Origin of the sequence: Duganella sp. Root198D2 (assembly GCF_001428585.1) — a bacterium.
Lineage (GTDB): Bacteria > Pseudomonadota > Gammaproteobacteria > Burkholderiales > Burkholderiaceae_D > Rugamonas.
In genome coordinates this window covers 179,115-206,078 of sequence record NZ_LMIC01000003.1, presented here as the reverse complement: position 1 = coordinate 206,078, position 26,964 = coordinate 179,115, and the positions used below count along the sequence as shown (strand labels likewise).

Here is a 26,964-nt window from a genome sequence, read left to right as displayed (position 1 = left end):
CCGCGTGGTATCAGGCTGCGTGCGTTGCAACCGCCGGTCTGCTGAATTCCGCCAGCAGCGCTGCTTCCTTCTGCTTGGCCGCCTTCAGGTGGCGTTCCTTGACGTGGCCGTAGCCGCGGATGTCTTCAGGGATGCGCGCAATCGCCACGGCGGTTGCCAGGTTATCGGCGGTCAGCTTGCCCAGGAGAGCGGACACGGTGTCGCGGTATTCGCCGATCAGGGCGCGTTCCATCTTGCGCTCTGCGGTGTAGCCGAAGACGTCGAAGGCGGAGCCGCGCAGGCCCTTGAACTTGGCCAGCACGCCGAAGGCCTTCAGCATCCATGGGCCGAATTCCTGCTTGACCAGGTGGCCTTCCTTGTCCTTCTTCGCAAACAGCGGCGGCGCCAGGTGGAACTTCACCTTATAGTCGCCTTCGAACATGCCTTCAATCTTGGCGCGGAAGGCCGCGTCGCTGTGCAGGCGCGCCACTTCGTACTCGTCCTTGTAGGCCATCAGCTTGTAGAAGTAGCGGGCCACGGCTTCGGTCAGTTTCTTCGAACCCAGCGCGCCTTCTGCTGCCTGCACCTGGGCCACGAAATCGCTGTACTGCCTGGCGTATGCGGCGTCCTGGTAGGCAGTCAGCAGTTCGACGCGCTTGGCGATGATCTCTTCCAGCGTCTGGGTGCGCTTGAATTCGATCACGCTTGCCGGGGTGGCCAGCTTGGCCACGGCGGCGCTGTCGTGCGCGCAGTAGCGGCCCCAGTTGAAGGCCGACTTGTTGAAGCCAACCTGCACGCCATTCAGTTCAATCGCCTTCATCAGCGCTTCTTCCGACAGCGGCACATGGCCTTTCTGGAAGGAGTAGCCCAGCATGAACATATTGGTGGCAATCGAGTCGCCCATCAGCGCGGTCGCGATCTTGCCGGCGTCGACGAAGTCCACATTGGCTTCGCCGCAGGCGCGCTTGATCTCGGCCTGCGAAGAAGTGCCCGGGAACTGCCAGTCGGGGTTCTTCACGAAGGCCGCGGTGGTGGCGCCGGTCGAATTGATGGCAGCGTAAGTGCGGCCTTCGCCCATGCGCGACAGCGCGTCTTTCGACGCGGTCACGATCTGGTCGCAGCCGATCACCAGGTTGGCGCTGCCGGTGCCGACGCGGGTCGAGTGCAGGTCGCCCTGCTTGTCGGCCAGGCGCACGTGCGACATCACCGGGCCGCCCTTCTGGGCCAGGCCGGACATGTCCAGTACGATGGCGCCCTTGCCTTCCACGTGAGCCGCAACAGCCAGGATCTGGCCGACGGTCACCACGCCGGTGCCGCCGATGCCGGTGATCAGGATGCCGTATGGGTTGGCGGTCGAAGGCAGTACCGGCGATGGCAGGGCCGGTACTTCGCCGCCGCCCGCTGCAGCTGCTTTCTTCGGCTTTTTCAGGCCGCCGCCTTCCACCGTCACGAAGGACGGGCAGAAGCCGTTGACGCAGGAGAAGTCCTTGTTGCAGCTGGACTGGTTGATCTGGCGCTTGCGGCCCAGTTCAGTTTCCAGCGGCTCCACGGACAGGCAGTTGGACTGCACGGAGCAGTCGCCGCAGCCTTCGCACACGGCTTCATTGATCACGGCGCGCTTGGCCGGGTCGGGGAATTCGCCTTTTTTCCGGCGGCGACGCTTTTCGGAGGCGCAGGTCTGGTCGTAGATCATGGCCGACACGCCCGGCTTGTCGCGCAGTTCCTTCTGCACGTCCATCAGCTCGGAGCGGTGGCGCACGGTGACGCCCGGCGCCCAGTTGTAATCGTCCGGATATTTCTCAGGTTCGTCGGTGACCACGATGATCGGGGTCACGCCTTCCGCCGCGATCTGGCGCGAAATCATGCCCGGGTCCAGCGGGCCGTCCACGTTCTGGCCGCCGGTCATTGCCACCGCGTCGTTGTACAGGATCTTGTAGGTGATGTTCACCTTCGCCGCCACGGCAGCGCGGATCGCCAGGATGCCCGAGTGGAAATAGGTGCCGTCGCCCAGGTTGGTGAACACGTGCTTCTCGTTGGTGAACGGCGCCTGGCCGACCCAGGTCACGCCTTCCGCGCCCATGTGGGTGAAGGTGGACGTTTCGCGGTCCATCCACAGCACCATGTAGTGGCAGCCGATACCCGCCATGGCGCGCGAACCTTCGGGCACCTTGGTCGAGGAGTTGTGCGGGCAGCCGGAGCAGAAGTAAGGAATGCGGTCGGTCTCAGGATTGGCCTTGGCCGGCAGGTTTTTCAGGGCTGCTTCCTTGGCTTCCAGGAAGGCGATACGCTCTTTCACGCGCGCCGCTACCGGATGGTCCTTGCAATAGTGCTCGATGCGCGATGCGATGGCGCGTGCGATCTGGGCCGGGTTCAGCTCATAGGTCGCAGGCAGCAGCCAGTCGCCGTGGCCGGTCTTGCCCTTGTTGCTCCACTCGCCGGTGTCGTCGAACTTGCCGACCACGCGCGGACGTTCGCCGTCCGGCAGGTTGTACAGTTCCTCCTTCAGCGCATATTCCAGGATCTGGCGCTTTTCTTCCACCACCAGGATCTCGTCCAGGCCCTTGGCGAATTCGTGCACGCCGTCCGCTTCCAGCGGCCAGGTCATGCCGATCTTGTACAGGCGGATGCCGATGTCGGCAGCGGCTTGTTCGTCGATGCCCAGGTCGGCCAGCGCCTGGCGGGTGTCGAGGTAGGATTTGCCGGCGGTGATGATGCCGATCTTCGGCTTCGGCGCATCCCAGATAATCTTGTTCAGCTTATTGGCGCGGCAATAGGCCAGCGCGGCGTACCACTTGTAGCTGTTCATGCGCACTTCCATGTCCAGCACGGTGTCCGGCCAGCGGATATTCAGGCCGCCTGCTGGCAGCTCGAAGTCTTCCGGCATCTGGATCTGGACGCGGTCCGGGTCGAAATCGACCACGGCGCCCGACTCGATGATGTCGGTCACGCACTTCATCGACACCCACAGGCCGGTGTAGCGGCTCATCGCCCAGGCATGCAGGCCGTAGTCGATGTATTCCTGCACCGACGCCGGATACAGCACCGGGATGCCGCAGGCGTTCAGGATGTGGTCCGACTGGTGCGCGGTGGAAGACGATTTCGCAGCATGGTCGTCGCCTGCCAGCACCAGCACGCCGCCGTGCCTGGACGAGCCGGCGTTGTTGGCGTGCTTGAACACGTCGCCGCAGCGGTCGACGCCCGGGCCCTTGCCGTACCACATGGAGAACACGCCGTCGTACTTGGCGTCTTCGAACAGGTTGGTCTGCTGGGTGCCCCAGACGGCGGTCGCCGCCAGGTCTTCGTTCATGCCCGGGTGGAATTTGACGTGGTGCGCGTCGAGGTGCTTCTTGGCCTTCATCGCGGTCTGGTCGACCGAGGTGACCGGCGAACCGCGATAGCCGGTGATGTAGCCGGCGGTATTCAGGCCGGCTTTCAGGTCGCGTTCACGTTGCAGCATCGGCAGGCGGATCAGGGCTTGGGTGCCGGTCATGAAGGCGCGGCCGCGCTCCAGGGTCCACTTGTCGTCGAGGGTGATGTCGTGCGCGGGCGATAGCTCGCCGCTCTTGACGGGTGCGTTCATCAGGTGTGTCTCCAAAAACTTCTAAAAGATTAGAACGGCGCCCCGTCTTAAGTGCGGGGCTGCCGGAATTCTCTAAACCGGTGAACCGGTTTTATGCAGCCGTCTGGCCCGGGTCATCCAGCACGCCGCGGCGGATCTGGTCCAGCTCAATCGATTCAAACAACGCGCGGAAGTTGCCTTCGCCGAAGCCCTGGTCGCCTTTGCGCTGGATGATCTCGAAGAAGATCGGACCGATCACGTTCTGGGTGAAGATCTGCAGCAGCAGTTCGCGCTCGGACTCGTTCGAGTGGCCGTCGATCAGGATGCGCAGGCGGCGCAGTTCTTCCACGTTCTCGCCATGGTTGGGCAGGCGGCGGTTGACCAGCTCGTAGTAGGTCTCGATCGTGTCCTGGAACACGATGCCCTGGTTGCGCAGGCCCTGCACCGAATCGTAGATGCCGTCGGTGCCCAGCGCGATGTGCTGGATGCCTTCGCCGTGGTACTCATTCAGGTACTCGGCGATCTGCGACTTGTCGTCCGACGATTCATTGATCGGGATGCGGATCTTGCCGCAAGGCGAAGTCATGGCCTTCGACTTCAGGCCGGTCAGCTTGCCTTCGATATCGAAGTAGCGCACTTCGCGGAAGTTGAACAGGCGCTCGTAGAAGTCAGCCCACTCCTTCATGCGGCCACGGTGCACGTTGTGGGTCAGGTGGTCGATATAGGTCAGGCCATTGCCGACCGGGTTGGCTTCGGCGCCCGGGATGGCCACGAAGTCCGCGTCGTAAATCGAGATGTCGCCAATGGCGCCGGTCGGCTTGCCATCCGCGGCATTCTTGCCGCGCCAGCGGTCGACCAGATACAGCAGGGAGTCGCCGACGCCCTTGATGGCGGGGATATTCAGCTCCATCGGGCCGGTTTTGTTGTCAAAACCCCACGCGCCCAATTCCAGCGCGCGCTTGTACGCGAAGGCCGCATCGTCCACGCGGATCGCGATGGCGCACACGGACGGACCGTGCTGGCGGGCGAAGCGCTGGGCAAACGAATCCTGCTCGGCATTGATGATGAAGTTGATATCGCCCTGGCGGTACAGGGTCACGTCCTTGTGGCGGTGGCGGGCGATCGCGGTGAAGCCCATGTTTTCGAACAGCTTGCCCAGGGCTTTGGGATCGGGTGCCGCGAACTCGACGAACTCGAAGCCGTCGGTGTTCATGGGGTTTTCCCAGGGGGTGAATTTCATGGTGCGTCTCCCTATTAGAATTGCGCACAGTATAGTCCCCTGCAAGCGACATTTAATTGCAAACATTTCCCAACATTGATTGGATTGAGCAATAATATTGCGAAAACACCGAGCGAAAGAGGAATTTATGACCAAGATTGCGCTGGATAAAACGGATCGCAAGATATTGTCCATCTTGCAAACGGATGGCCGGCTGTCGAACCAGGATGTCGCAGAGCAAGTCAACCTTTCCCCTTCCCCCTGCCTGCGCCGCATCAAGCGCCTGGAAGAGGAAGGCGTGATCCGCCAGTACGTGGCGCTGCTGGACCCGGACAAGATCGGCCTGGGCCTGCTGGCCTACGTCAATGTGCGCCTGGAAAAGCACAGCGACGCCGCCGCCCACAGCAACGCCCGCGCCCTCGGCGTGAATCCCACCGGCACCTCGCCGCGCGCCGATTTCGCGGTGGCGGTCGAACAATGGCCGGAAGTGGTGGCCTGCTACGCCATGACCGGCGAAATGGACTACCTGCTGCGCGTGCACGTGGAAGACATGGACCACTTCTCGCGCTTCATGATGGCGACCCTGCTGCGCCATCCGGCCGTGCTGGATGTGAAGTCTTCCTTCGCCCTGCAGCGCATCAAGGACACCACCGCCTTGCCGCTGATCTGACCGATGCAGACCGAAGTTAAAGCCCCCCTGTGGTTCGCCGCGGCCAAAGGCGGTCTGGCTGCCGCCATGCTGGCCCTGCCGCTACTGCTGCTGGCGATCAGCCTCGCATTCGGTCCGGCGCCGTCAGGCTATGCCGGCGCCGCCTTCGGTGCAGCCATGCTGCTGGTGATCGCAGCTGGCCAGGTCCTGGCAGCCATCGCCGGCGCTGTGGCAGGCGCCATCTGGCTAAGGAGGCCGCAGCATGGCCTGGTCAAGTGGAGCGTGAACGTGCTGGCCGTCCTGGGCGCGGGCATCATCGCCTTGCTCGCTTTCGCCTTGCTTGCGCGGTAGTTGCCGGCGTTGCCCGGGTCGTGTCAATATTAAGACAATGACAAGCTCGCCACATGCGAGCGCAAAGGAGACCCCGCCATGCAAGGAGACATCGTCTCAACCGTGCTGCTGCCCGCAGCACTCGCGTTCATCATGTTTTCCCTTGGCCTGGGCCTGGCGCCCGCCGACTTTGGCCGCATCGTGAAGCAGCCGCGCGCGCTGCTGGTCGGTGTCCTGTGCCATTTCGTGCTGCTGCCGCTGGCCTGCTTCGGCATGCTGCAGGCGACGGGTATCGGCGGCGCCTTCGCAGTGGGCTTCATGATCCTGGCGGCCTGCCCTACCGGCACTACCTCCAACCTGCTCACCTACATCGCACGCGGCGACGTGGCGCTGGCCCTGAGCTTTACCGCCGTGGCCAGCGTGCTGACCATCTTCACGCTGCCGCTGATCGTATCCTTCGCACTGGAATACTTTGCCGGCAGCGGCCAGAAGGTCGAGGCGCCGGTCGGCGCGATGATGAAGCAGATGGTGCTGATGCTCGGCCTGCCAGTTGCCATTGGCATGTCGCTGCGCCATATGAAGCCTGCCCTGGGCCTGCGCATCGAAGGCAGCTGCACCAAAATCGCTGCCGTGCTGTTCGTCCTGATCGTGATGGCAGCGGTGGCGAAGAACTGGGTGCTCTTGCGCGACAACTTCCATACCCTCGCGCCGTTCGCGATGGCGCTGAACGTGACCATGCTGGCCTGCGGCTTCGGGGCCGCCTGGCTGGCCCGCTTGTCGCGCCAGCAATCGGTCACGCTTGGCATCGAGACTGCCATCCAGAACGGCACCCTGGCCATGGTGATCGGCAGCAGCGTGCTGAAACAGGATGCTTTCGCCTTGCCCGGAGCGCTGTACGGTGTGCTGATGTATGTGAGCGGGCTGGCTTTCGCCTATTTCATGCGGGCCGCGGTCAGTCGTGTTCATGCTGGCGCACCAGCGACTGCTCCAGGCGCTGGTAGTCCGCAGTAGCGCGCACCTTGGCGATGGCGCTCCAGAGTGCTTCGAAGCGCTTGGGCTCCTTGTCGTAGACCTTGCGCCCTACCATCAGGTGGAAGTCGAAACTGGCGAAGGGCTGCTTGGCCAGCACCACGCGGCCCTGGTAGCGCGGGTCTTCCTTCAGCAGGTTTTCCGCATCGCGGCCCATCAGCACGGCGACATCGGCGCTGCCGGCGGCCAGCAGCCGCAAGCCCTCTTCCGCCGTCTTGGGCGTGTCGATCACCGTCTGGCCGCGCGCCTGCAGCATATCCACGATGTAGTAGCCGCGCTGCGCCACCACCAGCTTGCGCGGGTTGACCAGGGTCTTGCCATCCCAGCTCGCTCCGCTGTCCACGCGCAGGTACAGGTCGACATGGTCGCGGTACATGGCGCGTTCCGGGTCCTGCGAGCCATCGGCCTTGGTCGGCGGCCGGCTGTAGGTGCGCCGGCGCGGGTTGTCGGAAGGGCCGACCATGGCGTCGATCACGCCGGTGCGGGTCTCTTCTTCACAGCGCTTCCATGGGCGGGGAACAAAGTTGATCTGGTCGCCGGTGATCCTGGCTGCGCGCTTCAGCAGTTCGATATTCAGTCCCGTGCCATCCGGCATGGTCCAGGGCGCCTGCGGGATGTCTTCGAAGCAGAACTTCAAGGGCGCACCCGACGCCTGCGCCAGCGGTGCGGCCATGGTAACGGCTAAAGCAATGCTGCGCAGGGCGAACGGCATGGAAGCCTCCTCTACTTTTCGTCCGATTTTACCCCAGGGATCTTGTCGAACAGTTTTGCGGCAGCGCGGACGTTGGCTTTCAAAGCGTAATCGAATGACGCGAGCTGTTCTTCCATCGCTTCCTGCAGCACGCTGGCCGGGTCGGCCGGGCCGAGCTTGAGATAGGCATCGGCCTCGCCGTAGTCGCGGTGGATTTCCATGCCGGCCTTTTTGGCGATATGGATCATCGTCGCGTTGGACGACAGGCAATGCATGTACAGGGTGTCGACATCGCTGTTGCGGCAGGCGATGTTGGCGCGTTCGAACAGCCTGGAGCCGATGCCAAGGCCGCGCGCCGACTTCGAGACCGACACCCCAAACTCCGCCACCTGGTCCTTCTCGGTGGCCTTGTGCTTGTCGGCATCGCGGTCGGCGAAGGCCAGGTGGCCTACCGCCACCAGCTGGAAAACGCGGTTGTACACCCCGAATATCAGGTCGCGGTCGAAATCGATGCTGCCCACGTAGCGCATGATCTGTTCGTCGTTGACCGGCGTGCCGAAACGCAGCAGCCGGTCGTGGCGCTCCAGCGCCAGGAAATGCTTGAGCATGCGGCGGCGGTCGCGCTCGCGCAACTCCTTGACCGGCACCGTCGGCCGGTCCTTGCCGCCGAACAGGCCGCGCAGGGGATTGCGGAAAAAGTTAAGGCTGGTCATCGAGCCACTCCTGGGCGCCGAACGTCTCGCTCACCGCTTGCACGCGGGCCGCGCGCACCAGCCCGGGAATCTCCTGCGGCGCAGCCGCCGAGCGCTGGGCGATCTCGCCGGCGTTGACCGCGCGCGCTGCGTCGAGTGCCTTGGCCAGCAGTTCGCGCCGGGCAGGCGGGGCGCGGCCGGCGCATTCCACAGCGGCCACCATCTGCGCGAAACGCGCCGGTTTGCGGAAACCGTCGCAGCGCTCGAACAGGCTGACCAGGGCGGCGGGGTCCAGCTCCTGCGCGTTTTCCACGCTGCCGCGCTCGCGCGCGGCCATGACTGCCAGGTCGCGGCATTCGGTCGGCACTTTCAGGCGCTTGCCGGCCTGCTCGACCTGCGGCACTTCGAGCGCAAGCGTCAGCGCGGCAAAGCGCACTGGCAACTCGACATCCGCCTCGGCGGCGCGGTCGACCACCGGCGCCACGGCGAAGCCGTCGCCGATCTCGGGGATGATGTGCGACAGTGCGCCGCAGTCGCGCAGCGCTTCCAGCATGCGCGAAGGCTTCTGCTCCATCAGGCCGCGTGCGATTTCCTGCCATACCCGTTCGGGCACCAGCGCATCGACCTCGCCCTCCTCCACCATGCGCTGCATCAGCGCATTGGTTTCCGGCGCTACGCGGAAATCCGGATAGCGCGAGGCGAAACGCGCCAGGCGCAGGATGCGCACCGGGTCTTCTGCGAATGCGTCCGACACGTGGCGGAAAATGCGGTCCTTGATGTCCTGCCGGCCGTTGTAGGGATCGACCAGCACGCCGTCGTCGCCGCGCGCAATGGCGTTGATGGTCAGGTCGCGCCGCACCAGGTCTTCTTCCAGCGTCACGTCGCTGGAAGTGTGGAACACGAAACCCTTGTAGCCGGGCGCCGTTTTGCGCTCGGTGCGCGCCAGCGCATATTCTTCCTGCGTTTGCGGGTGCAGGAATACCGGGAAATCCTTGCCGACCGGCCGGAAGCCGGCCTTTACCATTTCTTCCGGCGTGGCGCCTACCACCACATGGTCATGGTCCTTGACGGGCAAACCAAGCAATTCATCGCGCACCGCGCCGCCGACCACGTAAGTCTTCATCACCATCAATCGTCCGGCATCTCCGCGTCGTGCAGTGGCGCGGCTTCGGTTTCAGCGAGCGCGCCTGCAATCCAGGCGTCGACCGCCGGATGGCTGCGCATGCGCTCGCAGTAGGCCGACAACGCCGGCGGCAGCACCACGCCGTAGGTCTTGAAGCGGCACACCACCGGCGCGAAGAAGGCGTCGGCTATCGAGAACTCGCCGAACAGGTATTCGTTGTGGCCGAAGCGGCTCAGGCACTCTTCCCACATTTCGCTGATGCGGCCGATATCGGCCTGGGTCGCCGGCGTGCGGCCCTTGCCCGGGTAGCTGCCCTTGATGTTCATCGACATCGTGGTGCGCAGGCTGCCGAAAGAGCTGTGCATCTCGGCGCAGACCGAGCGCGCCAGCGCACGCGCTGCCACGTCGCGCGGCCACAAAGGCTTGTCGGGGAATTGCTCGGCCAGGTATTCGCAGATGGCCAGGCTGTCCCAGATCGCCATGTCGCCGGCCAGCAGCACCGGTACCCGGCCACTTGCGCTGTACTTGGCGATGTTGTTCGAGGTGTCGGGCTGGTCGAGCAGCACGCGCACTTCGGTGAACGGGATGTTGAAGGCTTTCATCGCAACCCACGGGCGCATCGACCACGAGGAATAGTTCTTGTTGCCGATAATCAGGGTCAGTCCCGGTTCACGCGCTGCGGCCAGGGTTTCGGCAAGTTTCGGGTCGAGTTCTGTGGTGTGCATGTTTCCTCTGATCTCCCAGTGGGCAAATTAACGGCCGCCGTAGGCGGCTTCCTGTTGTTCCTGTTCGCTGTAGCCCTTTGGCGAGACGGTGCCGCCCAGGCGCGCCTTCAGCGATTGCGGCCGGCCTTCAAACAGCGCGGCATAATAAGTGGCGTTGACCATCACGTTTTTCACGTAGCCGCGCGTTTCCACGAACGGAATCGATTCGATGAAGATGGTGCTGTCCATCGGCTTGGTCAACTGCGTGCGCCAGGAACGCAGGCGGCCAGGGCCGGCGTTGTAGGCGGCGGTGGCCAGCACCTGCGAGCCGTCCATGCTGCCCAGCACCATGTTCATGTAGTTCGCGCCCAGCAGGATGTTGGTCTTGACGTCGGTCAGCATGCCCTGCACGAAGTCGGTCAGGCCGATCTTGCGCGCCACCCAGCGGCCGGTGGAAGGCATCACCTGCATCAGGCCCGAGGCGCCGGCCGAGGACTGCGCATCCATCACGAAGCGCGATTCCTGGCGGATCAGGCCATACACCCAGGCGCGGTCCAGGCCCAGGGTATTGGTGGTCGGCTGCATGATGTCGTCATGCGGCACCGGGTAGCGGTGCGTGTAGTCGGCCTGCACCCGCGTTTTCTCGGAGGTGTACACCATGCGGTCCAGCACGTGCTTCTCGCGCGCGAATTCGGCGGCGGCGATCAGCTGGCGCTCGTTCAGGCTGCGCGTTTCCCAGTTCCATTCGCGCGTGCCTTCAAAGCGCAGGCGCATTTCGAAAAACTTCAGCGCGCGCTGCAGCCCAGGATTGGTGGAGATCGCTGCCATTTCTGCTGGCGTCGGCGCCGCGCCGGGGGCGGGAATGGTGACCAGCTGGCCCAGTTCTTCGCCGGCCAGGATGCCGTAATAGCTGGACTGGTCGGCAATGCTGCGGTAGGCCGCCAGCACTTCCGGCGTGTTGCTGCCCGCTTCGGCGGCGATGGCCCGCGCGTTCCAGTAGATCCAGGCCGGGTCCTTGCGCAACGACGGCGGCATGGCGGCGATGGTGGCCCGCACCGTTTTCCAGTCGCGCTCACGCAGGGCGATGCGGGTCTTCCACTGCACCTGGTCGCTGGACAGTGGCGCACCGGCCGACCTGGCCCAGTAGCCCGCCGTGTCAGGCGAGAATGAGTAGGACGAGACCAGGGCCAGGTTGGCCCAGCCGATGGCACGTTCCTGCGGCGTCAGCTGCGGCGAATTCTTTTCCAGCGCCATCCGGGCCAGGTTCATGCTGGTGCGGGCGCCGCGGCCCACCGCCACCAGGAAGGTCTCGTGGTCGGCGCGCGTGCTGCCGGCGCCTTTGGCCAGCGCCAGCGTCGGCAAGTCCACCGCCTGGGCCATTTTCTTGTCCGAGCCATTCAGCAGCATCACGATGCGCTTGGCCGGGCCGGTGGAGTTGGTTTCGCCGGCCAGGCGCACCTGCGTCCACAAGTCCTCTTCGGTGAACTGGCCGGTTTGCGCCAGCGCTGCGATCAGGGCGCCGCAGCCATCGCCGTAGTACGGCGGATAGACCAGCAGCGCGCGCGCATCGGCGGCGACGTTCTGGCCCTTGGAAAGACGCGACAACAGGTTGTAGCACTTGACCTGGGTATCGTCCTGCAGCACGAACTGCGGAAACTGTTCGTCGAAGGTAGCCCACTCGCGCTTGCGGCCCAGCTCCAGCAGCCAGTCGTTGCGCATGCGGTCGGCGATGGCGCTGCCCTGGTATTTGCCCAGGAAGGCGCGCACTTCGGGATCGGTGGCTTCCTTGAAGCGGGCTTTCAGGCGGTAGTATTCGACGTAGGAAGGAATCGAGTAGTCGGCCAGGCGGGAGGCGTAAAACTCGGCCTTGGCGGCGTCGTCGCGCCGTACCGAATCGCGCAGCAGGAGGAAGGCATCATCTTCCTTGCGGCTGTCGCTTGCGTTATCCTGCGCCAAGGCCAGCGGCGCGGCGGCGCATGCTGCAACCATCAGTGCGCCGGCTATCCGTTTCGAGGTGGAAATCAATGTACGACTCTCAAGGTAATTCACGATATGACCAGCCCAACTAGGATACCACGCAACGGCGACGGCCAGCCAGCATCCGGCAAGGCGGAACTGCGCCAGATGATGCTGGCGGCGCGCCGCACGCTGGCAGCGGAAACGCGGGCGCAGTGGGACAAGGAAATTGGTGCGAAAGTGGTCCAGTGGTGGCGCGAATCCGGCATCGGTGCACTAGGGGTGTACTGGCCGCTGCGCGATGAGCCAGACTTGCATGCCTGTTACGTGGAACTGGCGCAACTGGGCGTGGAACTGCTGCTGCCGGTGGTGCTGGAAAAGGATGCGCCGCTGGCGTTCGCGAAATGGACTATCGGCGAGCCGATGGTGAAGGATGCGATGGGAGTGGCCGTGCCGGCCACGCTGCGCCTGGTGCAGGAATACCCGCCGGCTTTACTGATACCCTGCCTGGGCTATAACGCGCAGGGCTACCGCCTGGGATATGGCGGCGGCTTCTACGACCGCACACTGGCGCGCGAACCGCGCCCGGCCACCGTGGGGGTGGCCTATCGCTGCCTCGCTGCCGATTTCGGCAGCGATGGCCACGATGTGGCGCTCGACCGCATCCTCACTGAGGACTGACCAGGCGGCTCCACAGGGCCGTCGTGGCGACGGCCTGGTTCATCGAATAGAAATGCAGGCCCGGCGCGCCGCCGGCCAGCAGGCGTTCGCACAGGTCCGATACCACGTCCAGGCCAAACGCCTTGATCGAGGCCGAATCGTCGCCGAACGATGCCAGTTTCAAGCGCACCCAGCGCGGAATCTCGGCACCGCACATATCCGAGAAGCGCATCAATTGCGTGTAATTCGTGATCGGCATGATGCCGGCCACGACAGGCACATTCACGCCCGCCTTCTGCGCCGCGTCGACGAAATGGAAGTAGGCGTCGGCGTTGTAGAAGTACTGGGTGATGGCGGCATCGGCGCCGGCATTGACCTTGCGCACGAAGGCCTGCATATCGTCCTGCGGCGAGCGTGCCTGCGGGTGCACCTCCGGATAGGCCGCCACTTCGATATGGAACCAGTCGCCCGTTTCAGCGCGCACGAATTCGACCAGCTCATTGGCGTAGCGGAACTCGCCCGACATGCCGTAACCGGAAGGCAGGTCGCCGCGCAGCGCCACCAGGCGCTTGATGCCGTGCGCTTTGTACTGCTGCAGGATGGTGCGGATCGATTCGCGCGTGCCGCCGATGCAAGACAGGTGCGGCGCGGCCTCTTCGCCGGCCGCCATGATCTCGAGCACCGTGTCCAGGGTGCCCTGCTGGGTCGAACCGCCGGCGCCGAAGGTCACGGAAAAATACTTGGGATGCAGCTCGGACAGTTTGGCGCGCACGAGGCGCAGCTTTTCCGTCCCTTCCGCCGTTTTCGGCGGGAAGAACTCGATACTGAAATTATGGTTAGCCATCATTGTCTTTCAACAGGAGGGTAGACAAGGCCCAGGAAATCACGCTGTACAGCAGAGCGCCGCCAATGGCTGACCAGAAGCTGTCCACGTGGAAGCCGTCCACCATTTTCGCCACCAGCCAGAACATGAAGCCGTTGATAATGAAGATGAACAGGCCAAGCGACAGCACCGTCACCGGCAATGTCAGCAGCAGCAATACGGGGCGCACCAGGGTGTTGACCAGGCCAAGCAGGAGGGCAGCAACCAAAGCGGCGCCAATGCTTGTGACACTGACGGAATGCATGAGGTAAGGCACCGCGAACAGGGCGGCGGCATTGATTATCCAGGTGAGGACCAAACGCATAATGAGTAACCTTGGCAAACTTGGGCCCTGCCGCCCGCGCGGGCGGCAGGGCAAGGGACTGCTTAGTAACGGTAGTGTTCAGGCTTGTACGGGCCTTCGACCTTCACATTGATGTACGCTGCCTGCTCGTCGGTCAGGGTGGTCAGCTGCGCATTCAGCTTCTTCAGCTGCAGGCGCGCGACTTTTTCGTCCAGGTGCTTGGGCAGGGTGTACACGCCGACCGGGTAAGCCTTGGTGTTGGCGAACAGTTCGATCTGGGCGATGGTCTGGTTGGCGAACGAGGACGACATCACATACGAAGGGTGGCCGGTGCCGCAGCCCAGGTTCACCAGGCGGCCTTCGGCCAGCAGGATGATGCGCTTACCGTCAGGGAAGATCACGTGGTCCACCTGCGGCTTGATGTTCTCCCACTGGTACTTCTTGAGGGAAGCGACATCGATCTCGTTGTCGAAGTGGCCGATGTTGCAGACGATGGCCTGGTCCTTCATCTTCAGCATGTGCGCTTCGGTCAGGATGTGGTAGTTGCCGGTGCAGGTCACGAAGATGTCGCCGTGTTCAGCGGCGTAATCCATGGTCACCACGCGGTAGCCTTCCATTGCAGCCTGCAGGGCGCAGATCGGGTCGATCTCGGTCACCCACACTTGCGCCGACAGGGCGCGCATGGCTTGCGCGGAACCCTTGCCCACGTCGCCGTAGCCGGCGATCACGGCGACCTTACCGGCCACCATCACGTCGGTCGCGCGCTTGATGCCGTCCACCAGGGACTCGCGGCAGCCGTACAGGTTGTCGAACTTGGACTTGGTGACGGAGTCGTTCACGTTGATGGCAGGGAAAGCCAGCTTGCCTTCCTTGTGCATCTGGTACAGGCGGTGCACGCCGGTGGTGGTTTCTTCGGTCACGCCCAGGATTGCCGGCAGGCGTTTGGAGTACCAGGTCGCATCCTTGGCCAGGTGGGCCTTGATGGAGTTGAACAGGCAGATTTCCTCTTCCGAGCCCGGGTTGTTCAGCACGGAGATGTCTTTTTCAGCGCGGGCGCCCAGGTGCAGCAGCAGGGTTGCATCGCCGCCGTCGTCCAGGATCATGTTGGAGTACACGCCTTCACCTGGCCATTCGAAGATGCGGTGGGTGTAGTCCCAGTAGTCGGCCAGGGTTTCGCCTTTGACCGCGAACACCGGGGTGCCGACGGCTGCGATAGCGGCTGCGGCGTGGTCCTGGGTCGAGTAGATGTTGCAGGAGGCCCAGCGCACTTGCGCGCCCAATGCTTCCAGGGTGCGGATCAGCACTGCGGTCTGGATGGTCATGTGCAGCGAGCCGGTGATGCGGGCGCCTTTCAGCGGCTGCGCAGCGGCGAATTCTTCACGGATTGCCATCAGGCCAGGCATTTCCGTTTCGGCGATCTTGATTTCTTTTTCGCCCCATGCGGCCAGGCCGATGTCAGCGATGATGTAGTCTTGGGAATCTTTGAGTACGGCGTTCATCACGCCCTCCTTTCAGTGTGTTGAAAAAAGTAACGTGAGCGCGGTGTTGATGTTCCGAGCCTGGCCAGGCTTGCTGGTCGCAGCGCTCCTCGGAGAATGGGGATTGTATCAAAGAAGTCGGGGTCAGCTCCGGCAATCGGACATTTTGCGCAGCAAAATGTCCGATTGCCGGAGCTGACCCCGACTTTTCAATTACAAGCCGGCGGCGGCGCGCAGGATCGCGGCCTTGTCGGTACGCTCCCAGCTGAACTCCGGCTCTTCGCGGCCGAAGTGGCCGTAGGCGGCGGTCTTGGTGTAGATCGGGCGCAGCAGGTCCAGCATCTGCACGATGCCTTTCGGGCGCAGGTCGAAGTGTTCCTGCACCAGCTGTGCGATCTTTTCGTCGGAGATCACGCCGGTGCCTTCGGTGTACACGGTGATGTTGATCGGGCGTGCCACGCCGATCGCGTACGATACCTGCACCTGGCACTGGCGGGCCAGGCCGGCAGCCACCACGTTCTTGGCCACGTAGCGGGCTGCGTAGGCAGCGGAACGGTCGACTTTCGATGGATCCTTGCCGGAGAACGCGCCGCCGCCGTGCGGGGCTGCGCCGCCGTAGGTGTCGACGATGATCTTGCGGCCGGTCAGGCCGCAGTCGCCCTGCGGGCCGCCGATGACGAAACGGCCGGTCGGGTTGACCAGGAACTTGGTGTCCTTGATCCACTCGGTCGGCAGCACCGGCTTGATGATCTCTTCGATCACGGCTTCCTGGATTTGCGAGTGGCTCATTTCCGGCGCGTGCTGGGTCGACAGCACGACGGTGTCCACCGCTACCGGGCGGCCGCCGACGTAGCGCAGGGTTACCTGCGATTTCGCGTCTGGACGCAGCCATGGCAGGCGGCCATCCTTGCGCAGCTGCGACTGGCGCTCGACCAGGCGGTGCGAGTAGTAGATCGGCGCTGGCATCAGTTCCGGGGTTTCGTCGCAGGCGTAGCCGAACATCAGGCCCTGGTCGCCGGCACCCTGGTCCAGGTCGATACCCGCACCTTCGTCGACGCCCTGGGCGATATCCGGCGATTGCTTGTCGTAAGCAACCAGCACGGCGCAGCCCTTGTAGTCGATACCGTATTCGGTGTTGTCGTAGCCGATACGCTTGATGGTATCGCGGGCTACTTGAATATAATCCACGTTGGCGTGGGTGGTGATTTCACCTGCCAGCACCACCAGGCCGGTATTGCACAGCGTTTCCGCGGCAACGCGGGCGCGCGGGTCCTGGGTCAGGATGGCATCCAGAATCGCGTCGGAAATCTGGTCGGCTACCTTGTCCGGGTGGCCTTCCGAAACGGATTCGGAGGTAAACAGAAAATCGTTGGACATCGCAAGCTCCTAGCTTTGGTTCAAAATAACATTGTCGCAAAACCAATAAAGCTTGCGACGCTTTAGCGAAGTTTGTATCCCGCCTCGCAAGTTGTCTGTTAACTCAGCGGCTACTGCAACGTGGTATTTTACGCTTCTTAAAAAATTTTTGTGCAGAGCAACGTAAAAATGCTCTTGTAAATTAAGAAATGCTGTTAAGAATATTCCGCTTCTTCTCGATCTTTCCCTTGCCGGTATTGCACGCCCTGGGCGTAGGTCTGGGCTGGCTGGTCTACCTGCTTTCCCCTTCTTACCGGCGGCGCATGCGCGCCAACCTGGCCCAGGCCGGTTTTTCCGGCCACCTCGGCAGCGCCGTCGGCGAGGCCGGCAAGGCCATTGCCGAACTGCCTTTCATCTGGTGCGCCGACCCGCAGCGCGTGAGCGGCCGCGCCACCGTGGAAAACTGGGACCTGGTGCAGCAGTACCTGGATGCCGGCAAGGGGATTGTGTTCCTGACCCCGCACCTGGGCTGCTTTGAGATCACTGCGCAGCAAATCGCCCACCGCACCGAGCTGATGGTGATGTACCGCCCGCCGCGCAAGGAAGCGATGAAGCCGCTGATCGAAGGCGCCCGTGCCCGCGAGAACCTGTTGTTGGCGCCAGCGAATATGAGCGGCGTGCGCATGCTGGCCAAGTTCCTCAAAAAAGGCCAGCCGATCGGCCTGCTGCCCGACCAGGTGCCGCAGGAAGGCGAGGGCGTATGGGCCGACTTCTTCGGCCGCACTGCCTACACCATGACGCTGCCGGCCAAGATGGCGCAGCTGGGCGATGCGGTGATCCTGATCGTCTACGCCGAGCGCCTGCCCGGCGGCAAAGGCTATGTGGTGCGCTTCGTTCCGTTCGAGGGCTCGCTGGAAGGCGATGCCGCAGCCCAGGCGCGCGCCATCAACGCCGAAATGGAAAAGCTGATCGCGCGCTGCCCGGCCCAGTACTACTGGAGCTACAACCGCTACAAGGTGCCGGCCGGCGTGGCCGGCCCGGGCGCCGCAGCGCAGGAGGCATCGGCATGAGGCTCCTGCTTGGGATGATGTGGCTGCTGCACTGGCTGCCGCTGCCGCTGCTGGGCCGGCTCGGCAAGGCGGTCGGCAACCTGCTGTTTATCGTGATGGGCCCGCGCCGCGAAATCGCGCTGACCAACCTGCGCCTGACCATGCCGGAATTGACGGAAGGGCAGCGCCGCCGCATCGCGCGCCAGCATTTCCAGGCTTACTCGCGCAGCGTGCTGGAGCGCTCGATCCTGTGGTGGGCATCGGAACAACGGCTGCGCAGGCTGATCAGGGTCGAGACCAGCGCCGGCATGGCGCCCGGCCTGGTGCCGGTTGCCGAAATGACGGGAAAGCCGACCATCCTGTTGTGCCCGCATTTTGTCTGCCTGGACGTGGGCGGCGCTTCGATCGCCATGGAAGCGTCGGCATCGTCGATGTACGTCGCGCAAAAGAACAAGGTTTTCGATGAAGTGCTGCGCGCCGGCCGCGCGCGTTTCAAGCCGGTCAGGCTGTTCACCCGCCAGGATGGCATCAAGCCCATCCTGCGCGCGTTGAAAGAAAAGCTGCCCTACTTTATGCTGCCGGACATGGACTTCGGCGACAAGGATGCCGAATTCGTGCCCTTTTTCGGCGTACCGGCCGCCACCCTGACTGCTACCGCGCGCATCGCCGCCGCTACCGGCGGCCAGGTGATGCCGGTGATCGCCACCTTCCTGCCCAATTACCAAGGCTACCGTGTGAAGTTCTATCCGGTGTGGGAGAATTACCCGGGGCCCGATATGGTCGAGGCAACGCGCCGCATGAATGAATTTATTGAAGAACGCGTCAGAGAAGCGCCTGCCGAATACTTCTGGACCCACAAACGCTTCAAGACCCGCCCGCAAGGCCAGCCTTCCTTCTATTCGAAGAAACGATGAAACTCAAATTCACCAAGATGCACGGCGCCGGCAATGATTTCGTGGTCATTGACGCCATTAACCAGCAGATCGATTTCAGCCCGGCCCAGTGGCAGGCACTGGCCGACCGCCGTTTCGGCGTGGGTGCGGACCAGATGCTGGTGGTGGAAAAGTCGAGCGTGCCGGGCTGCGATTTCCGTTACCGCATCTACAACAACGATGGCGGTGAAGTGGAACAGTGCGGCAACGGCTCGCGCGCCTTCGTCAAGTTCGTGGTCGAAAAGGGCCTGACTTCGGCACGCAAGATCACGGTGGAAACCCTGGCCGGCATTATTTCGCCGCGCCTGGAGGACGACGGCAGCATTACTGTCGACATGGGCGCGCCGGTCCTGGATCCGGCGCAGGTGCCATTCGATGCGGAGGGCCTGCAGGGGCAGCCGGAAGGCCGTGAAACCCTGTGGCCGCTGGTGCTGGAACTGGGTGGCCAGCGCGAGTCGGTGCAGGTGTCGGTGGTGTCGATGGGCAACCCACACGCGGTGCAGGTGGTGGCCGACGTGGATAGCGCTCCGGTAGAGCTGGTGGGGCCGCTGATCGAGCACCATCCGCGCTTCCCGAAGCGGGTCAATGCCGGCTTCATGCAGATGGTGGACCGGCAGCACGTGAAACTGCGCGTGTTTGAGCGCGGCGCCGGCGAAACGCTGGCTTGCGGCACGGGCGCCTGCGCGGCAGTGGTGGCGGGCATCCGCCGCGGCTTGCTGGATTCGCCGGTGCGCGTCGATGCGCGCGGCGGGCAGCTGTCGATTGCCTGGGCAGGTGAAGGGCAGCCGGTCTACCTGACCGGGCCGGCGGTGACAGTCTTTGAGGGCGAGATCACGATCTAGAACCGGCGGAGCGGGGGCCGGCCCCCGCTCTGCCGCTTTTCAGGCAGCCGCCATCATGTCAGCCCCCAGCCAGCTCTTAAGCCGGTACAGGCGCTGCCGGTAATTCCCCTCCACATCCGTATCGACCTGCTCGAACAGGCGCACGATGCGGTCCAGCTTCTGCCGCTCCGCCGCGGTGCGCACCAGCACCAGGCGGCGCTTGCTGCGGCCATAGCTGGCGCGGATATCGACCACCAGGCAATGCCCCTGGTCGGCTGACTTCACATCCAATAGCAAAGCCTCGGCGCGCGTCAGGCGGAACAATGCCGCCAGCTCGATGCGCGCCGCCAGCAAGGGCTGGCTGCTGAGGATTTCACGCGTCAGCAAGGGCAGCAAGGGATCGGCCCAGCTCGTCGGCGGCGGTGCTGGTGCAATCCGCTCCAGCGCCTGCAGCGCTTCGGCACTGCCCTGGGCCGCCGCCTTCTGCAGCCAGAACACCGCCCGCACGTCATTGTCCTCGGCGCCGCGGCGTGCGCGCCAGGCGTGGATGCCGCATTCAAGCTGCGCCCCGCTATGCCCCATGTCCGCCGCGCGCTCCAGGCAGGCTTGCGCTTCGCTCGCACTGCGCTGGGAGAATTCGGGGCGGATATAGATGCGCGACATGGCAAACCAGGCGTCGGCCAGGCCTTGCTCGCCCGCCTGCGCCAGCCAGCGCAAGGCACGCTTGAAGTTGACCGTGCCGCTACTCGATTCCACCCGGTCGCCTTCGCTGTTCATGCGCGCCAGGTGCAGGCCCAGCGCCAGCTGGGCATCGCGGTCGCCGCCCTGGGCTGCCAGGGCGCGCAGGCGCAGCAGCTCCTGCTGGTCGGCATCCTGCTCCGCCTCCAGTGCCCGCCAGGCTTCCGGCGCACTGGCCGGCACCTCAGGGTTCGGCAGCGCGCGCTGCGCTGCCGCCGGCAAAGCGGCCTGGCGTGACTGTCCCGCCGCCGCCGGCGCTGGATCGACGCGCCGTAGCTGCGCCAGCACCCGTACCGCCGCCGGAATGCCGTCCTGCGCGGCGCGCACGAACCACTCCAGTGCCTGGGCCCGCGCAGGCTGCGCCACTTCAAATGGAATATTGGCGCCGATCAGTTGCCAGGCTTCCGCCACACCCTGGGTCGCAGCGCGGCATAGCCAATGCAAGGCCGTCGGCATGTTTTGTGGCAGGCTGGCCCCGCCAAATAGGTAGAGCTTGCCTAGCGCTAGCTGGGCTGCGGCGTCTCCTGACCGCGCTCCCCTGATAATCACCAGCTCGTCTCGATTTGCCATCGATGTATCCGGTTCCAAGGAATAAGCTGCATGTCCAGTGTAGCCGCACCACCCGGTGGTGGCGCATGACTCCCGGACTTTTTGATATGTGACAAATGTGACAGCCCTAGCTTTCGGCTTCCTTACAGGTCTTTCACTAAATGAACAGGCTGGCAAGCGTTTCAAAAATACAACACCGGCGGCCGGTTTTGACCCTTTTTCGTGCAGGTAAATGACCAATCAGCCGGGATGCGGCGCTATCTGCACTTATCGTATAGCCATCCCTATACCCGGTTTGACTCATAAAAAGGAAGAACACATGAAGAAATCGTTATTGGCCCTGGCCTTGATGGGCGCCTTCAGCAGTGCCGCCTTTGCACAATCCTCCGTCACCATTTATGGCACGCTGGATGCCGGCATTACCCGCACCACCCATACGGCGAACAGCGCCATCCAGGAAGCCAAGCGCGACAACAACAAACTGGGCTTTCGCGGCGTGGAAGACCTGGGCAGCGGCCTGAAGGCCCTGTTCCACCTGGAGATCCGCTTCGAGTCCGATACCGGTTCCGGCGAACTCGGCCCCAACAACGCCTCGCGCCCACTGTTCCAGGGCCAGAGCCGCGTCGGCCTGCAAGGCGGCTTCGGTACCATCCGCGCCGGCCGCGCCCTGACCTCGCTGCAGGAAACCAGCACCCAGTTCGAGCCCTGGTCCGGCATGCCGAACCAGGCCGGCTTCCAGACCGACATCATGGTGTCCGGCTACCGCAGCTCGCAGTCGGGCAGCGGCTCCGATCCACTGGGCACGGCCGGCAACTCCGGCAACCGTTTCTCCAACGCGATCTGGTACAACACGCCGGTGTGGAATGGCTTCCAGCTGAACGTGAACATCGCCAGCAAGGAAAACAATGGCCTGCCGACTGCCATCGTGGGCCGCGGCACCCCTGCCGCGCCGCAATATCCGGTCGGCTCGCTGGCAGGCGCCTACCCGTACTCGGTCAGCGCGACGTATATGGCGCCGGGCACGGCACCGCAGTGGGCGATCTATGCCGGTACCGAACGCAATGCGACCGAGGTCAAATGGCATTCGATCGGCGCCTACTACCGTCCGATCCCGGAACTGAAGCTGATGGCCAGCTACGGCAAGCAGGACCTGGGCCACATCCTGGCGAGCAACGACGGCATCACGTCCTGGATGCTGGGCGCCAACTACAACGTGGGTCCGGGCAAATTCCTGATCGGCTATGGCCAGAAGGATCCCGATGGCCAGCTGAAGACCAGGCAGTTCTCGGTCGGCTATGAATACAACCTGTCGCCGCGTACTTACCTGTACCTGGACCTGTCGCAGAAGAAGCTGCCGCTGGTATCGACTGCGATCGTGGACACCAGCCAGAACCATTACGCGCTGGGGATCCACCACAACTTCTAAAAGCGGTAAACCAGGGTCGGGCCACGGGCCTGACCCGCCCCAAGCCTTCGCCCCTTCGGTTAAAATGTCCACGCCTGCAACATTTGATGTGACATCAACAATGACCGACTCCCTGGATTCCGCAATCGTCGCGCAGTACCTGGCCGACCATCCCCACTTCTTCGAAGAACACGCCAACCTCCTTGGCGACGTCAGGCTGTCCAGCCCGCTGACCGGGCGCGCGGTTTCGCTGCAGGAACGCCAGATGGAAGTCATGCGCGACAAATATAAGGCGCTGGAATTGCGCATGGCCGACCTGACCCGCCATGCCGAAGCCAACGCCGCCATCGCCAACCGCTTCCACAGCTGGAACCAGGCCATCCTGCAAGTGCGCGCCGACGGCGACGTGCCGCACGCCGTGGCGCAAGGCCTGGTCGAAAGCTTCAACGTTCCGGCCGCCACGCTGCGCCTGTTCAATGTGGCCGGCGAATTTGCCGGCGAGTGGTTCGCCAGCGATGTCTCGGAAGATGCCCGCCTGTTTGCCAACAGCCTGATGGCGCCCTACTGCGGCAGCAATAACGATTTCGAAGCCGTGCGCTGGCTGGACGACGCGCAGCAGGTCAAGTCCACCGTGATCCTGCCGCTGCGCAAGCCGGGCGGCAAAGGCCCCGCCTTCGGCCTGCTGATCATGGGCTCGCCCGACCCGGAGCGCTTCACTTCCCTGATGGCGACCGACTTCCTGGTCCACATCGGCGAAACCGCCAGCGTAGCACTGGCTCCGCTGCTCGCGTGATGCCATGATAGGCGCCGCCAAGCTGGAACAGGCCGACGCCTACCTGGCCCACCTGGCTACCCAGCGCAAGCTGTCAGCGCATACGGTCGCCGCCTATGGCCGCGACCTGCGCGAGCTGGCCGCCCTGTCCGAGGGCAAAGCCTGGGACAGCCTGACCCACTTCGATATCCGCCGCTACGCGGCCCAGCTGCATGGCCGCGGCCTGGATGCGCGCAGCATTGCCCGCAAGCTGTCCGGCTGGCGCGGCTTCTTTGCCTGGCTTGGCCGGCACAGCACGCTTTCCTCGAACCCGGTGGAAGGCGTGCGCGCGCCCAAGCGCGCCAAGACCCTGCCCAAGGCCCTGTCGGTCGACGATGCGGTGCAGCTGGTGGCACCGGCCACGCCCAGCGCCGGCGATGGCGAGCCGGCCCGCCTGTGCAACCGCGCCATGTTCGAGCTGCTGTATTCGAGCGGCCTGCGGGTCTCCGAACTGGCCAGCCTGGACCGCGAGTTCCGCAAGGCCGGCGACGGCCAGCCGGCCTCGCTGGGCTGGCTGGAACTGGATAATGCGGAAGTGGTGGTGACCGGCAAGGGCAGCAAGATGCGCCGCGTGCCGGTCGGCAGCGCCGCCCTCGATGCGCTGCATGCCTGGCTGGCGGTACGTCCGGCGCCGTCTGACGGCAGCAGCGCCCTCTTCCTCAACGAGCGCGCCAGGCGGGTCTCGCCGCGCGTGGTGCAGCTGCGGCTGAAGGCGCACGGCATCCAGGCCGGGGCGCCGGTCGCCGTGCACCCGCACATGCTGCGCCACTCGTTTGCCTCGCACGTGCTGCAGTCTTCGGGCGACCTGCGCGCGGTGCAGGAGATGCTGGGGCACGCCAGCATTACGTCGACCCAGGTCTACACCGCCCTTGATTTCCAGCACCTGGCGCTGGTCTATGACAAGGCCCATCCACGGGCTAAAATTAAATAGCCGGGAACTTGATCCTGCTCAAGTTTGCCCATTTGCCAGCATTTCCAGAATTCCGGCATAATCGACCGATTCCAAATGCTTCTGGTACCACTATGGCACTGATCCCAACCACCATCCTGACCGGCTTTCTTGGCGCCGGCAAAACCACGCTGCTGAACCGCATCTTGCGCGAAGAGCATGGCATGAAGATCGCCGTGATCGAAAACGAATTCGGCCAGGAGAATATCGACAACGAAATCCTGGTGCAGGAAGCGCGCGAGCAAATCGTGGAGATGAATAACGGCTGCATCTGCTGCACCGTGCGCGGCGACCTGATTGTCGGCCTGAGCGATTTGGCCAGGCGCCGCGCTGCCGGCGAAATTGCCTTCGACCGCGTGGTGATTGAGACCACCGGCCTGGCAAATCCCGGCCCAGTGGCCCAGACTTTCTTCATGGACGAAGAAGTGGGCGCTAACTACCTGCTCGACGCCGTGGTCACGGTGGTCGATGCGCGCCACGCCATGCAGCAACTGGACGAGCACGAAGAGGCGCAACGCCAGGTCGGCTTTGCCGACAAGATCCTGCTGTCCAAGACCGACCTGGTCGATGCCGCCGCTGTCGAGGCGCTGAGCGCCCGCTTGAAGCGCATCAACCCGCGTGCGCCGATCAGCCGCTCCGATTTCGGCAAGGCGCCGCTGACCGAAGTACTGGACCTGCGCGGCTTCAACCTGAACGAAAAACTGGAAATCGATCCCGACTTCCTGGCACAGGACGAGCACGGCCACGAGCATGGCGATCACGACCACGAACACGGCCACGTGCACGACGAGCACTGCGGCCACGACCACAGCCACGACCACCACCACGCCCATCACAGCGACGATATCGCGGCCTTCGTCTTCAAAAGCGAACGCCCGTTCGACCCGGCCAAACTGGACGAATTCCTGGGCGGTCTCGTTGATGTGTACGGTCCTCGCATGTTGCGTTACAAAGGCGTATTGTTGATGCAGGGCGCAGAAAGGAAAGTAGTGTTCCAGGGCGTGCACCAGATGATGGGCAGCGACCTGGGGGCCAAATGGGGCGAAAACGAGACACGGGCAAGCAAAATGGTGTTTATTGGCAAAAATCTCCCAAAAGACATCTTTATTACTGGCCTTGAACAATGTTTGGTATAAACTAAGGCGTTTTTTTTGACGCCACCCAAGCAGAAATTTGAAAACTCCGTCGTATCGAAGGTAAGCGAAGTCATGACAAAAGCAAATAAATCGACCCCCGCCGCGGACGTCCTGCTCACTGAAGAAGAAATTCTGAAGATGGGCGAAAAGGACTATATGAACCCGGCACAGATGGCGTTTTTCAAGAATAAGCTGCAAAACCTTGAAAAAGAATTGCTGAAAAACGCTGGCGAAACCACCGAACACCTGCGCGAAACCGTGCTGGTGCCGGATCCCGCCGACCGCGCCACCATCGAAGAAGAGCACGCACTGGAACTGCGTACCCGTGACCGCGAACGCAAACTGCTGAAGAAAGTACAGCAATCGATCGCAGCCATCGACAATAACGACTACGGTTATTGCGAGGAAACCGGCGAACCGATTGGCATTCCCCGCCTGATCGCACGTCCCACGGCTACCCTGTCGCTGGAAGCGCAGCAGCGCCGCGAGCTGAAACAGAAGCTTTACGGCGACTGATCGGTCACAAATCGAGAAAAAGGCACGCTAAGGCGTGCTTTTTTCTTTTCTTTACACGTACGGTACGCCCTTATAATTTTCCATTGGGCTACACTAGTGATCCTATGGGACTGTTCTCCATTTTTAAAAAAGGCAAGGTTGACGAAAGCGCCGTCGAAAATGACGATGCGGACGCTGCACGCCTGGCCGCGAACAGCGAACTGGAGCGTCAACGCGCGCAACAGTCGGACCTGCAACGCGAAATCGCACGTGCCACCGCCATGAAAATCGACGCCATCGAGGCGGCGATGGCGGCTGACATCTTTAATGAACCGGAACCAGCCTGGGCCCGCAAGCCGCGTCCGCTGCAGCCAGCCACTGCCGCAGCCAACGACGGCGCGACCTTGCCCCTGCTGGACCAATACACCACCGAACTGCTGGGTGACGAGGATATGCCGCTCGAAGCGGCGGCCGCCGAGAGCGCGCCGATCGTGGAAGAGATCGCCATCCTGTATTCCAACGGCCAGGCCGAAGTGGCCGAGCAAATGCTGCTGGGCAGCCTGCCGGACTCGGCGCAGGACCGCACCGTGTGGTGGATGCTGTTCGACCTCTACCAGGTACTGGGCCGCCAGGAATCGTTCGAGAACGTCTCGATCGACTACGCCAGCCAGTATGAAACCTCGCCGCCGTCCTGGATATCGCCTGCCAGCGCCGACAGCAAGACGCCGGAGGTGATGCGCGGCTACTCCGGCGTGACCCCGACCCTGGGCCTGGCCGGCGTGCTGAACGCCTCGCTGGCACCGCAGCTGGAACGGCTCGACAGCATGGACCAGAAGCAGCCGCTGCGGCTGGACTTCTCGCGCGTCAACGGTGTCGACCCGGACGGCTGTGCCCTGCTGCTGGCGGCCCTGAAGAAGGTCCAGGCCAGCGACCGTGATCTGATCGTGGTCGGCGCTGCCGAGCTGGCAGAACAGGTGCGCGACATCCTGACCATCGGCAACCGCGATGGCGGCGAAGCGCCGTGGCTGCTCTACCTCGAACTGCTGCGCCTGCTGAACCAGGAGAAGGAGTTCGAAGAAGCGTCGATGGACTACTGCGTCACGTTTGAAGTGTCGCCGCCGCCCTTCGTCGCGCCAAAGAAGGTTGCCAATGCCCCGCGCCAGGCAACCGCGGCCGCTTCCGACCGCTTCATGCTGCCGGCAGTGATCGAAGGCGACATCAGCAAACTGCTGACCGCCATCGATGCCTATGCCAGCGAAAACCAGGTGGTGGTGTTCGACTGCGGCCGCCTGGCACGCATGGAGTTCGGCGCCGCCAGCGCCCTGCAGAACAAGGTGGCCGAACTGGCAGCCGCCAACCACCGTATCGAGTTCCGCGACCTGAACCACCTGGTCGCAGCATTGATGCGCCTGCTGGGCTATGCTGATATAGCGCGGCTCTTCCCCCACAAGTACTGAGCTGTTGAATTTTGGGGCTTCGGCCCCAAAA

The 26,964-nt window shown here is 63.4% G+C and carries 25 protein-coding genes and 1 riboswitch; of the genes, 13 read left to right on the top strand and 12 right to left on the bottom strand.

Translation table 11 applies throughout. The annotated features are described in order from the left end of the window. Positions 1-10: 10 nt before the first annotated feature. Both ASE26_RS06065 and hppD read right to left on the bottom strand, forming a co-directional pair. The gene (locus ASE26_RS06065; RefSeq protein ID WP_055928206.1) at positions 11-3,559 is read right to left on the bottom strand and encodes an indolepyruvate ferredoxin oxidoreductase family protein; all 3,549 of its coding nucleotides are present in this window, start codon (positions 3,557-3,559) and stop codon (positions 11-13) included. A 91-nt stretch (positions 3,560-3,650) separates the two neighbouring features. After that, positions 3,651-4,778: a 4-hydroxyphenylpyruvate dioxygenase gene (gene hppD / locus ASE26_RS06060; RefSeq protein ID WP_055928203.1), complete on the bottom strand. Its 1,128-nt coding sequence runs from the start codon at positions 4,776-4,778 to the stop codon at positions 3,651-3,653. A 127-nt stretch (positions 4,779-4,905) separates the two neighbouring features. On the opposite strand from hppD, the gene ASE26_RS06055 reads away from it, so the two are divergent. The 3 genes from ASE26_RS06055 (at position 4,906) to ASE26_RS06045 (ending at position 6,747) form a co-directional block, all read left to right on the top strand. Then, positions 4,906-5,427: an Lrp/AsnC family transcriptional regulator gene (locus tag ASE26_RS06055; RefSeq protein ID WP_055928200.1), complete on the top strand. Its 522-nt coding sequence runs from the start codon at positions 4,906-4,908 to the stop codon at positions 5,425-5,427. Positions 5,428-5,430: 3 nt separating this feature from the next. Then, entirely contained in the window at positions 5,431-5,757 is a 327-nt protein-coding gene (locus ASE26_RS06050; RefSeq protein ID WP_055928197.1) for a hypothetical protein, read from the top strand. A 78-nt stretch (positions 5,758-5,835) separates the two neighbouring features. Further along, entirely contained in the window at positions 5,836-6,747 is a 912-nt protein-coding gene (locus ASE26_RS06045; protein ID WP_055928196.1) for a bile acid:sodium symporter family protein, read from the top strand. Here the strand turns inward: ASE26_RS06045 and ASE26_RS06040 are convergent. Genes ASE26_RS06040 through ASE26_RS06020 form a run of 5 tightly spaced genes read right to left on the bottom strand, consistent with a single transcriptional unit; the run spans position 6,689 to position 11,964 of the window. Next, complete coding sequence (locus tag ASE26_RS06040) at positions 6,689-7,477, bottom strand: ABC transporter substrate-binding protein (protein ID WP_055928194.1); 789 nt, start codon at positions 7,475-7,477, stop codon at positions 6,689-6,691. The two genes, ASE26_RS06045 and ASE26_RS06040, sit on opposite strands and share 59 nt — an antisense overlap. An 11-nt stretch (positions 7,478-7,488) precedes the next feature. Further along, positions 7,489-8,169, bottom strand: a complete 681-nt coding sequence (locus ASE26_RS06035) for a GNAT family N-acetyltransferase (RefSeq protein ID WP_057245764.1) — start codon at positions 8,167-8,169, stop codon at positions 7,489-7,491. Beyond that, a complete protein-coding gene (locus tag ASE26_RS06030; RefSeq protein WP_057245781.1) occupies positions 8,156-9,271 on the bottom strand; it encodes a CCA tRNA nucleotidyltransferase in 1,116 nt (371 codons plus the stop codon). The genes ASE26_RS06035 and ASE26_RS06030 overlap by 14 nt, the downstream gene beginning before the upstream one ends. A gap of 5 nt (positions 9,272-9,276) precedes the next feature. Further along, positions 9,277-9,996, bottom strand: coding sequence for a glutathione S-transferase family protein (locus ASE26_RS06025; RefSeq protein ID WP_055928189.1), 720 nt, complete (start codon positions 9,994-9,996; stop codon positions 9,277-9,279). A 27-nt stretch (positions 9,997-10,023) separates the two neighbouring features. Next, complete coding sequence (locus ASE26_RS06020; protein WP_229207101.1) at positions 10,024-11,964, bottom strand: lytic transglycosylase domain-containing protein; 1,941 nt, start codon at positions 11,962-11,964, stop codon at positions 10,024-10,026. Between the two features lie 63 nt (positions 11,965-12,027). On the opposite strand from ASE26_RS06020, the gene ASE26_RS06015 reads away from it, so the two are divergent. Next, positions 12,028-12,612, top strand: a complete 585-nt coding sequence (locus ASE26_RS06015) for a 5-formyltetrahydrofolate cyclo-ligase (protein WP_082591299.1) — start codon at positions 12,028-12,030, stop codon at positions 12,610-12,612. On the opposite strand, the gene metF is transcribed toward ASE26_RS06015, so the two are convergent. The 4 genes from metF to metK form a co-directional block, all read right to left on the bottom strand. Next, positions 12,599-13,435, bottom strand: a complete 837-nt coding sequence (metF, locus tag ASE26_RS06010) for a methylenetetrahydrofolate reductase [NAD(P)H] (RefSeq protein WP_055928269.1) — start codon at positions 13,433-13,435, stop codon at positions 12,599-12,601. The genes ASE26_RS06015 and metF overlap by 14 nt on opposite strands. Continuing rightward, positions 13,428-13,778 carry a phage holin family protein gene (locus tag ASE26_RS06005; RefSeq protein ID WP_055928182.1) on the bottom strand — a complete coding sequence of 117 codons (351 nt, stop codon included), beginning with the start codon at positions 13,776-13,778 and terminating at the stop codon, positions 13,428-13,430. The genes metF and ASE26_RS06005 overlap by 8 nt, the downstream gene beginning before the upstream one ends. Before the next feature lie 62 nt (positions 13,779-13,840). Further along, positions 13,841-15,256, bottom strand: coding sequence for an adenosylhomocysteinase (ahcY, locus tag ASE26_RS06000; RefSeq protein WP_055928180.1), 1,416 nt, complete (start codon positions 15,254-15,256; stop codon positions 13,841-13,843). A gap of 31 nt (positions 15,257-15,287) precedes the next feature. Beyond that, a riboswitch (S-adenosyl-L-homocysteine riboswitch) is annotated at positions 15,288-15,351 on the bottom strand. A gap of 97 nt (positions 15,352-15,448) precedes the next feature. Beyond that, positions 15,449-16,612 carry a methionine adenosyltransferase gene (gene metK / locus ASE26_RS05995; RefSeq protein ID WP_055928177.1) on the bottom strand — a complete coding sequence of 388 codons (1,164 nt, stop codon included), beginning with the start codon at positions 16,610-16,612 and terminating at the stop codon, positions 15,449-15,451. A gap of 188 nt (positions 16,613-16,800) precedes the next feature. On the opposite strand from metK, the gene ASE26_RS05990 reads away from it, so the two are divergent. Genes ASE26_RS05990 through dapF form a run of 3 tightly spaced genes read left to right on the top strand, consistent with a single transcriptional unit; the run spans position 16,801 to position 19,414 of the window. Then, the gene (locus ASE26_RS05990) at positions 16,801-17,661 is read left to right on the top strand and encodes a lysophospholipid acyltransferase family protein (RefSeq protein WP_057245763.1); all 861 of its coding nucleotides are present in this window, start codon (positions 16,801-16,803) and stop codon (positions 17,659-17,661) included. Further along, positions 17,658-18,554: a lipid A biosynthesis acyltransferase gene (locus tag ASE26_RS05985; protein ID WP_057245762.1), complete on the top strand. Its 897-nt coding sequence runs from the start codon at positions 17,658-17,660 to the stop codon at positions 18,552-18,554. Before ASE26_RS05990 ends, ASE26_RS05985 begins: the two co-directional genes overlap by 4 nt. Next, positions 18,551-19,414, top strand: a complete 864-nt coding sequence (dapF, locus tag ASE26_RS05980; protein ID WP_057245761.1) for a diaminopimelate epimerase — start codon at positions 18,551-18,553, stop codon at positions 19,412-19,414. Before ASE26_RS05985 ends, dapF begins: the two co-directional genes overlap by 4 nt. 39 nt (positions 19,415-19,453) lie before the next feature. Here the strand turns inward: dapF and ASE26_RS05975 are convergent, their stop codons facing one another. Then, positions 19,454-20,701: an SEL1-like repeat protein gene (locus ASE26_RS05975; protein WP_057245760.1), complete on the bottom strand. Its 1,248-nt coding sequence runs from the start codon at positions 20,699-20,701 to the stop codon at positions 19,454-19,456. Positions 20,702-20,999: 298 nt separating this feature from the next. Between ASE26_RS05975 and ASE26_RS05970 the strand changes: the two genes are divergently transcribed. The 6 genes from ASE26_RS05970 to ASE26_RS05945 all read left to right on the top strand — a co-directional run bounded on the left by ASE26_RS05970 (position 21,000) and on the right by ASE26_RS05945 (position 26,933). After that, on the top strand, positions 21,000-22,106 hold the full coding sequence (locus ASE26_RS05970) for a porin (RefSeq protein ID WP_055928161.1): 1,107 nt from the start codon (positions 21,000-21,002) through the stop codon (positions 22,104-22,106). Between the two features lie 100 nt (positions 22,107-22,206). Then, on the top strand, positions 22,207-22,878 hold the full coding sequence (locus ASE26_RS05965; RefSeq protein ID WP_055928157.1) for a DUF484 family protein: 672 nt from the start codon (positions 22,207-22,209) through the stop codon (positions 22,876-22,878). Between the two features lie 4 nt (positions 22,879-22,882). Continuing rightward, positions 22,883-23,827 carry a tyrosine recombinase XerC gene (gene xerC / locus ASE26_RS05960; RefSeq protein ID WP_055928155.1) on the top strand — a complete coding sequence of 315 codons (945 nt, stop codon included), beginning with the start codon at positions 22,883-22,885 and terminating at the stop codon, positions 23,825-23,827. Between the two features lie 92 nt (positions 23,828-23,919). Then, positions 23,920-24,981 (top strand): GTP-binding protein, encoded by a 1,062-nt coding sequence (locus ASE26_RS05955; RefSeq protein ID WP_055928152.1) that lies wholly within the window; start codon positions 23,920-23,922, stop codon positions 24,979-24,981. Positions 24,982-25,053: 72 nt separating this feature from the next. Then, on the top strand, positions 25,054-25,497 hold the full coding sequence (gene dksA, locus ASE26_RS05950) for an RNA polymerase-binding protein DksA (RefSeq protein ID WP_055928267.1): 444 nt from the start codon (positions 25,054-25,056) through the stop codon (positions 25,495-25,497). Positions 25,498-25,601: 104 nt separating this feature from the next. Then, positions 25,602-26,933, top strand: a complete 1,332-nt coding sequence (locus tag ASE26_RS05945; protein ID WP_057245759.1) for an STAS domain-containing protein — start codon at positions 25,602-25,604, stop codon at positions 26,931-26,933. Positions 26,934-26,964 lie beyond the last annotated feature (31 nt).

What these genes read in the sequence shown, in the direction of transcription:
- ASE26_RS05990 (WP_057245763.1), top strand. Translation starts at nt 16,801, where the DNA reads ATGCTGTTAAGAATATTCCGCTTCTTCTCGATCTTTCCCTTGCCGGTA.
- ASE26_RS06065 (WP_055928206.1), bottom strand. Translation starts at nt 3,559, where the DNA reads ATGAACGCACCCGTCAAGAGCGGCGAGCTATCGCCCGCGCACGACATC.
- ASE26_RS05965 (WP_055928157.1), top strand. Translation starts at nt 22,207, where the DNA reads ATGACCGACTCCCTGGATTCCGCAATCGTCGCGCAGTACCTGGCCGAC.
- metK (WP_055928177.1), bottom strand. Translation starts at nt 16,612, where the DNA reads ATGTCCAACGATTTTCTGTTTACCTCCGAATCCGTTTCGGAAGGCCAC.
- ahcY (WP_055928180.1), bottom strand. Translation starts at nt 15,256, where the DNA reads ATGAACGCCGTACTCAAAGATTCCCAAGACTACATCATCGCTGACATC.
- ASE26_RS06055 (WP_055928200.1), top strand. Translation starts at nt 4,906, where the DNA reads ATGACCAAGATTGCGCTGGATAAAACGGATCGCAAGATATTGTCCATC.
- ASE26_RS05955 (WP_055928152.1), top strand. Translation starts at nt 23,920, where the DNA reads ATGGCACTGATCCCAACCACCATCCTGACCGGCTTTCTTGGCGCCGGC.
- ASE26_RS05975 (WP_057245760.1), bottom strand. Translation starts at nt 20,701, where the DNA reads ATGGCAAATCGAGACGAGCTGGTGATTATCAGGGGAGCGCGGTCAGGA.
- ASE26_RS06005 (WP_055928182.1), bottom strand. Translation starts at nt 13,778, where the DNA reads ATGCGTTTGGTCCTCACCTGGATAATCAATGCCGCCGCCCTGTTCGCG.
- xerC (WP_055928155.1), top strand. Translation starts at nt 22,883, where the DNA reads ATGATAGGCGCCGCCAAGCTGGAACAGGCCGACGCCTACCTGGCCCAC.
- dksA (WP_055928267.1), top strand. Translation starts at nt 25,054, where the DNA reads ATGACAAAAGCAAATAAATCGACCCCCGCCGCGGACGTCCTGCTCACT.
- ASE26_RS06035 (WP_057245764.1), bottom strand. Translation starts at nt 8,169, where the DNA reads ATGACCAGCCTTAACTTTTTCCGCAATCCCCTGCGCGGCCTGTTCGGC.
- ASE26_RS06040 (WP_055928194.1), bottom strand. Translation starts at nt 7,477, where the DNA reads ATGCCGTTCGCCCTGCGCAGCATTGCTTTAGCCGTTACCATGGCCGCA.
- ASE26_RS06050 (WP_055928197.1), top strand. Translation starts at nt 5,431, where the DNA reads ATGCAGACCGAAGTTAAAGCCCCCCTGTGGTTCGCCGCGGCCAAAGGC.
- dapF (WP_057245761.1), top strand. Translation starts at nt 18,551, where the DNA reads ATGAAACTCAAATTCACCAAGATGCACGGCGCCGGCAATGATTTCGTG.
- ASE26_RS06025 (WP_055928189.1), bottom strand. Translation starts at nt 9,996, where the DNA reads ATGCACACCACAGAACTCGACCCGAAACTTGCCGAAACCCTGGCCGCA.
- ASE26_RS06020 (WP_229207101.1), bottom strand. Translation starts at nt 11,964, where the DNA reads ATGGTTGCAGCATGCGCCGCCGCGCCGCTGGCCTTGGCGCAGGATAAC.
- ASE26_RS06030 (WP_057245781.1), bottom strand. Translation starts at nt 9,271, where the DNA reads ATGAAGACTTACGTGGTCGGCGGCGCGGTGCGCGATGAATTGCTTGGT.
- ASE26_RS05985 (WP_057245762.1), top strand. Translation starts at nt 17,658, where the DNA reads ATGAGGCTCCTGCTTGGGATGATGTGGCTGCTGCACTGGCTGCCGCTG.
- hppD (WP_055928203.1), bottom strand. Translation starts at nt 4,778, where the DNA reads ATGAAATTCACCCCCTGGGAAAACCCCATGAACACCGACGGCTTCGAG.
- ASE26_RS05945 (WP_057245759.1), top strand. Translation starts at nt 25,602, where the DNA reads ATGGGACTGTTCTCCATTTTTAAAAAAGGCAAGGTTGACGAAAGCGCC.
- ASE26_RS06015 (WP_082591299.1), top strand. Translation starts at nt 12,028, where the DNA reads ATGACCAGCCCAACTAGGATACCACGCAACGGCGACGGCCAGCCAGCA.
- ASE26_RS05970 (WP_055928161.1), top strand. Translation starts at nt 21,000, where the DNA reads ATGAAGAAATCGTTATTGGCCCTGGCCTTGATGGGCGCCTTCAGCAGT.
- ASE26_RS06045 (WP_055928196.1), top strand. Translation starts at nt 5,836, where the DNA reads ATGCAAGGAGACATCGTCTCAACCGTGCTGCTGCCCGCAGCACTCGCG.
- metF (WP_055928269.1), bottom strand. Translation starts at nt 13,435, where the DNA reads ATGGCTAACCATAATTTCAGTATCGAGTTCTTCCCGCCGAAAACGGCG.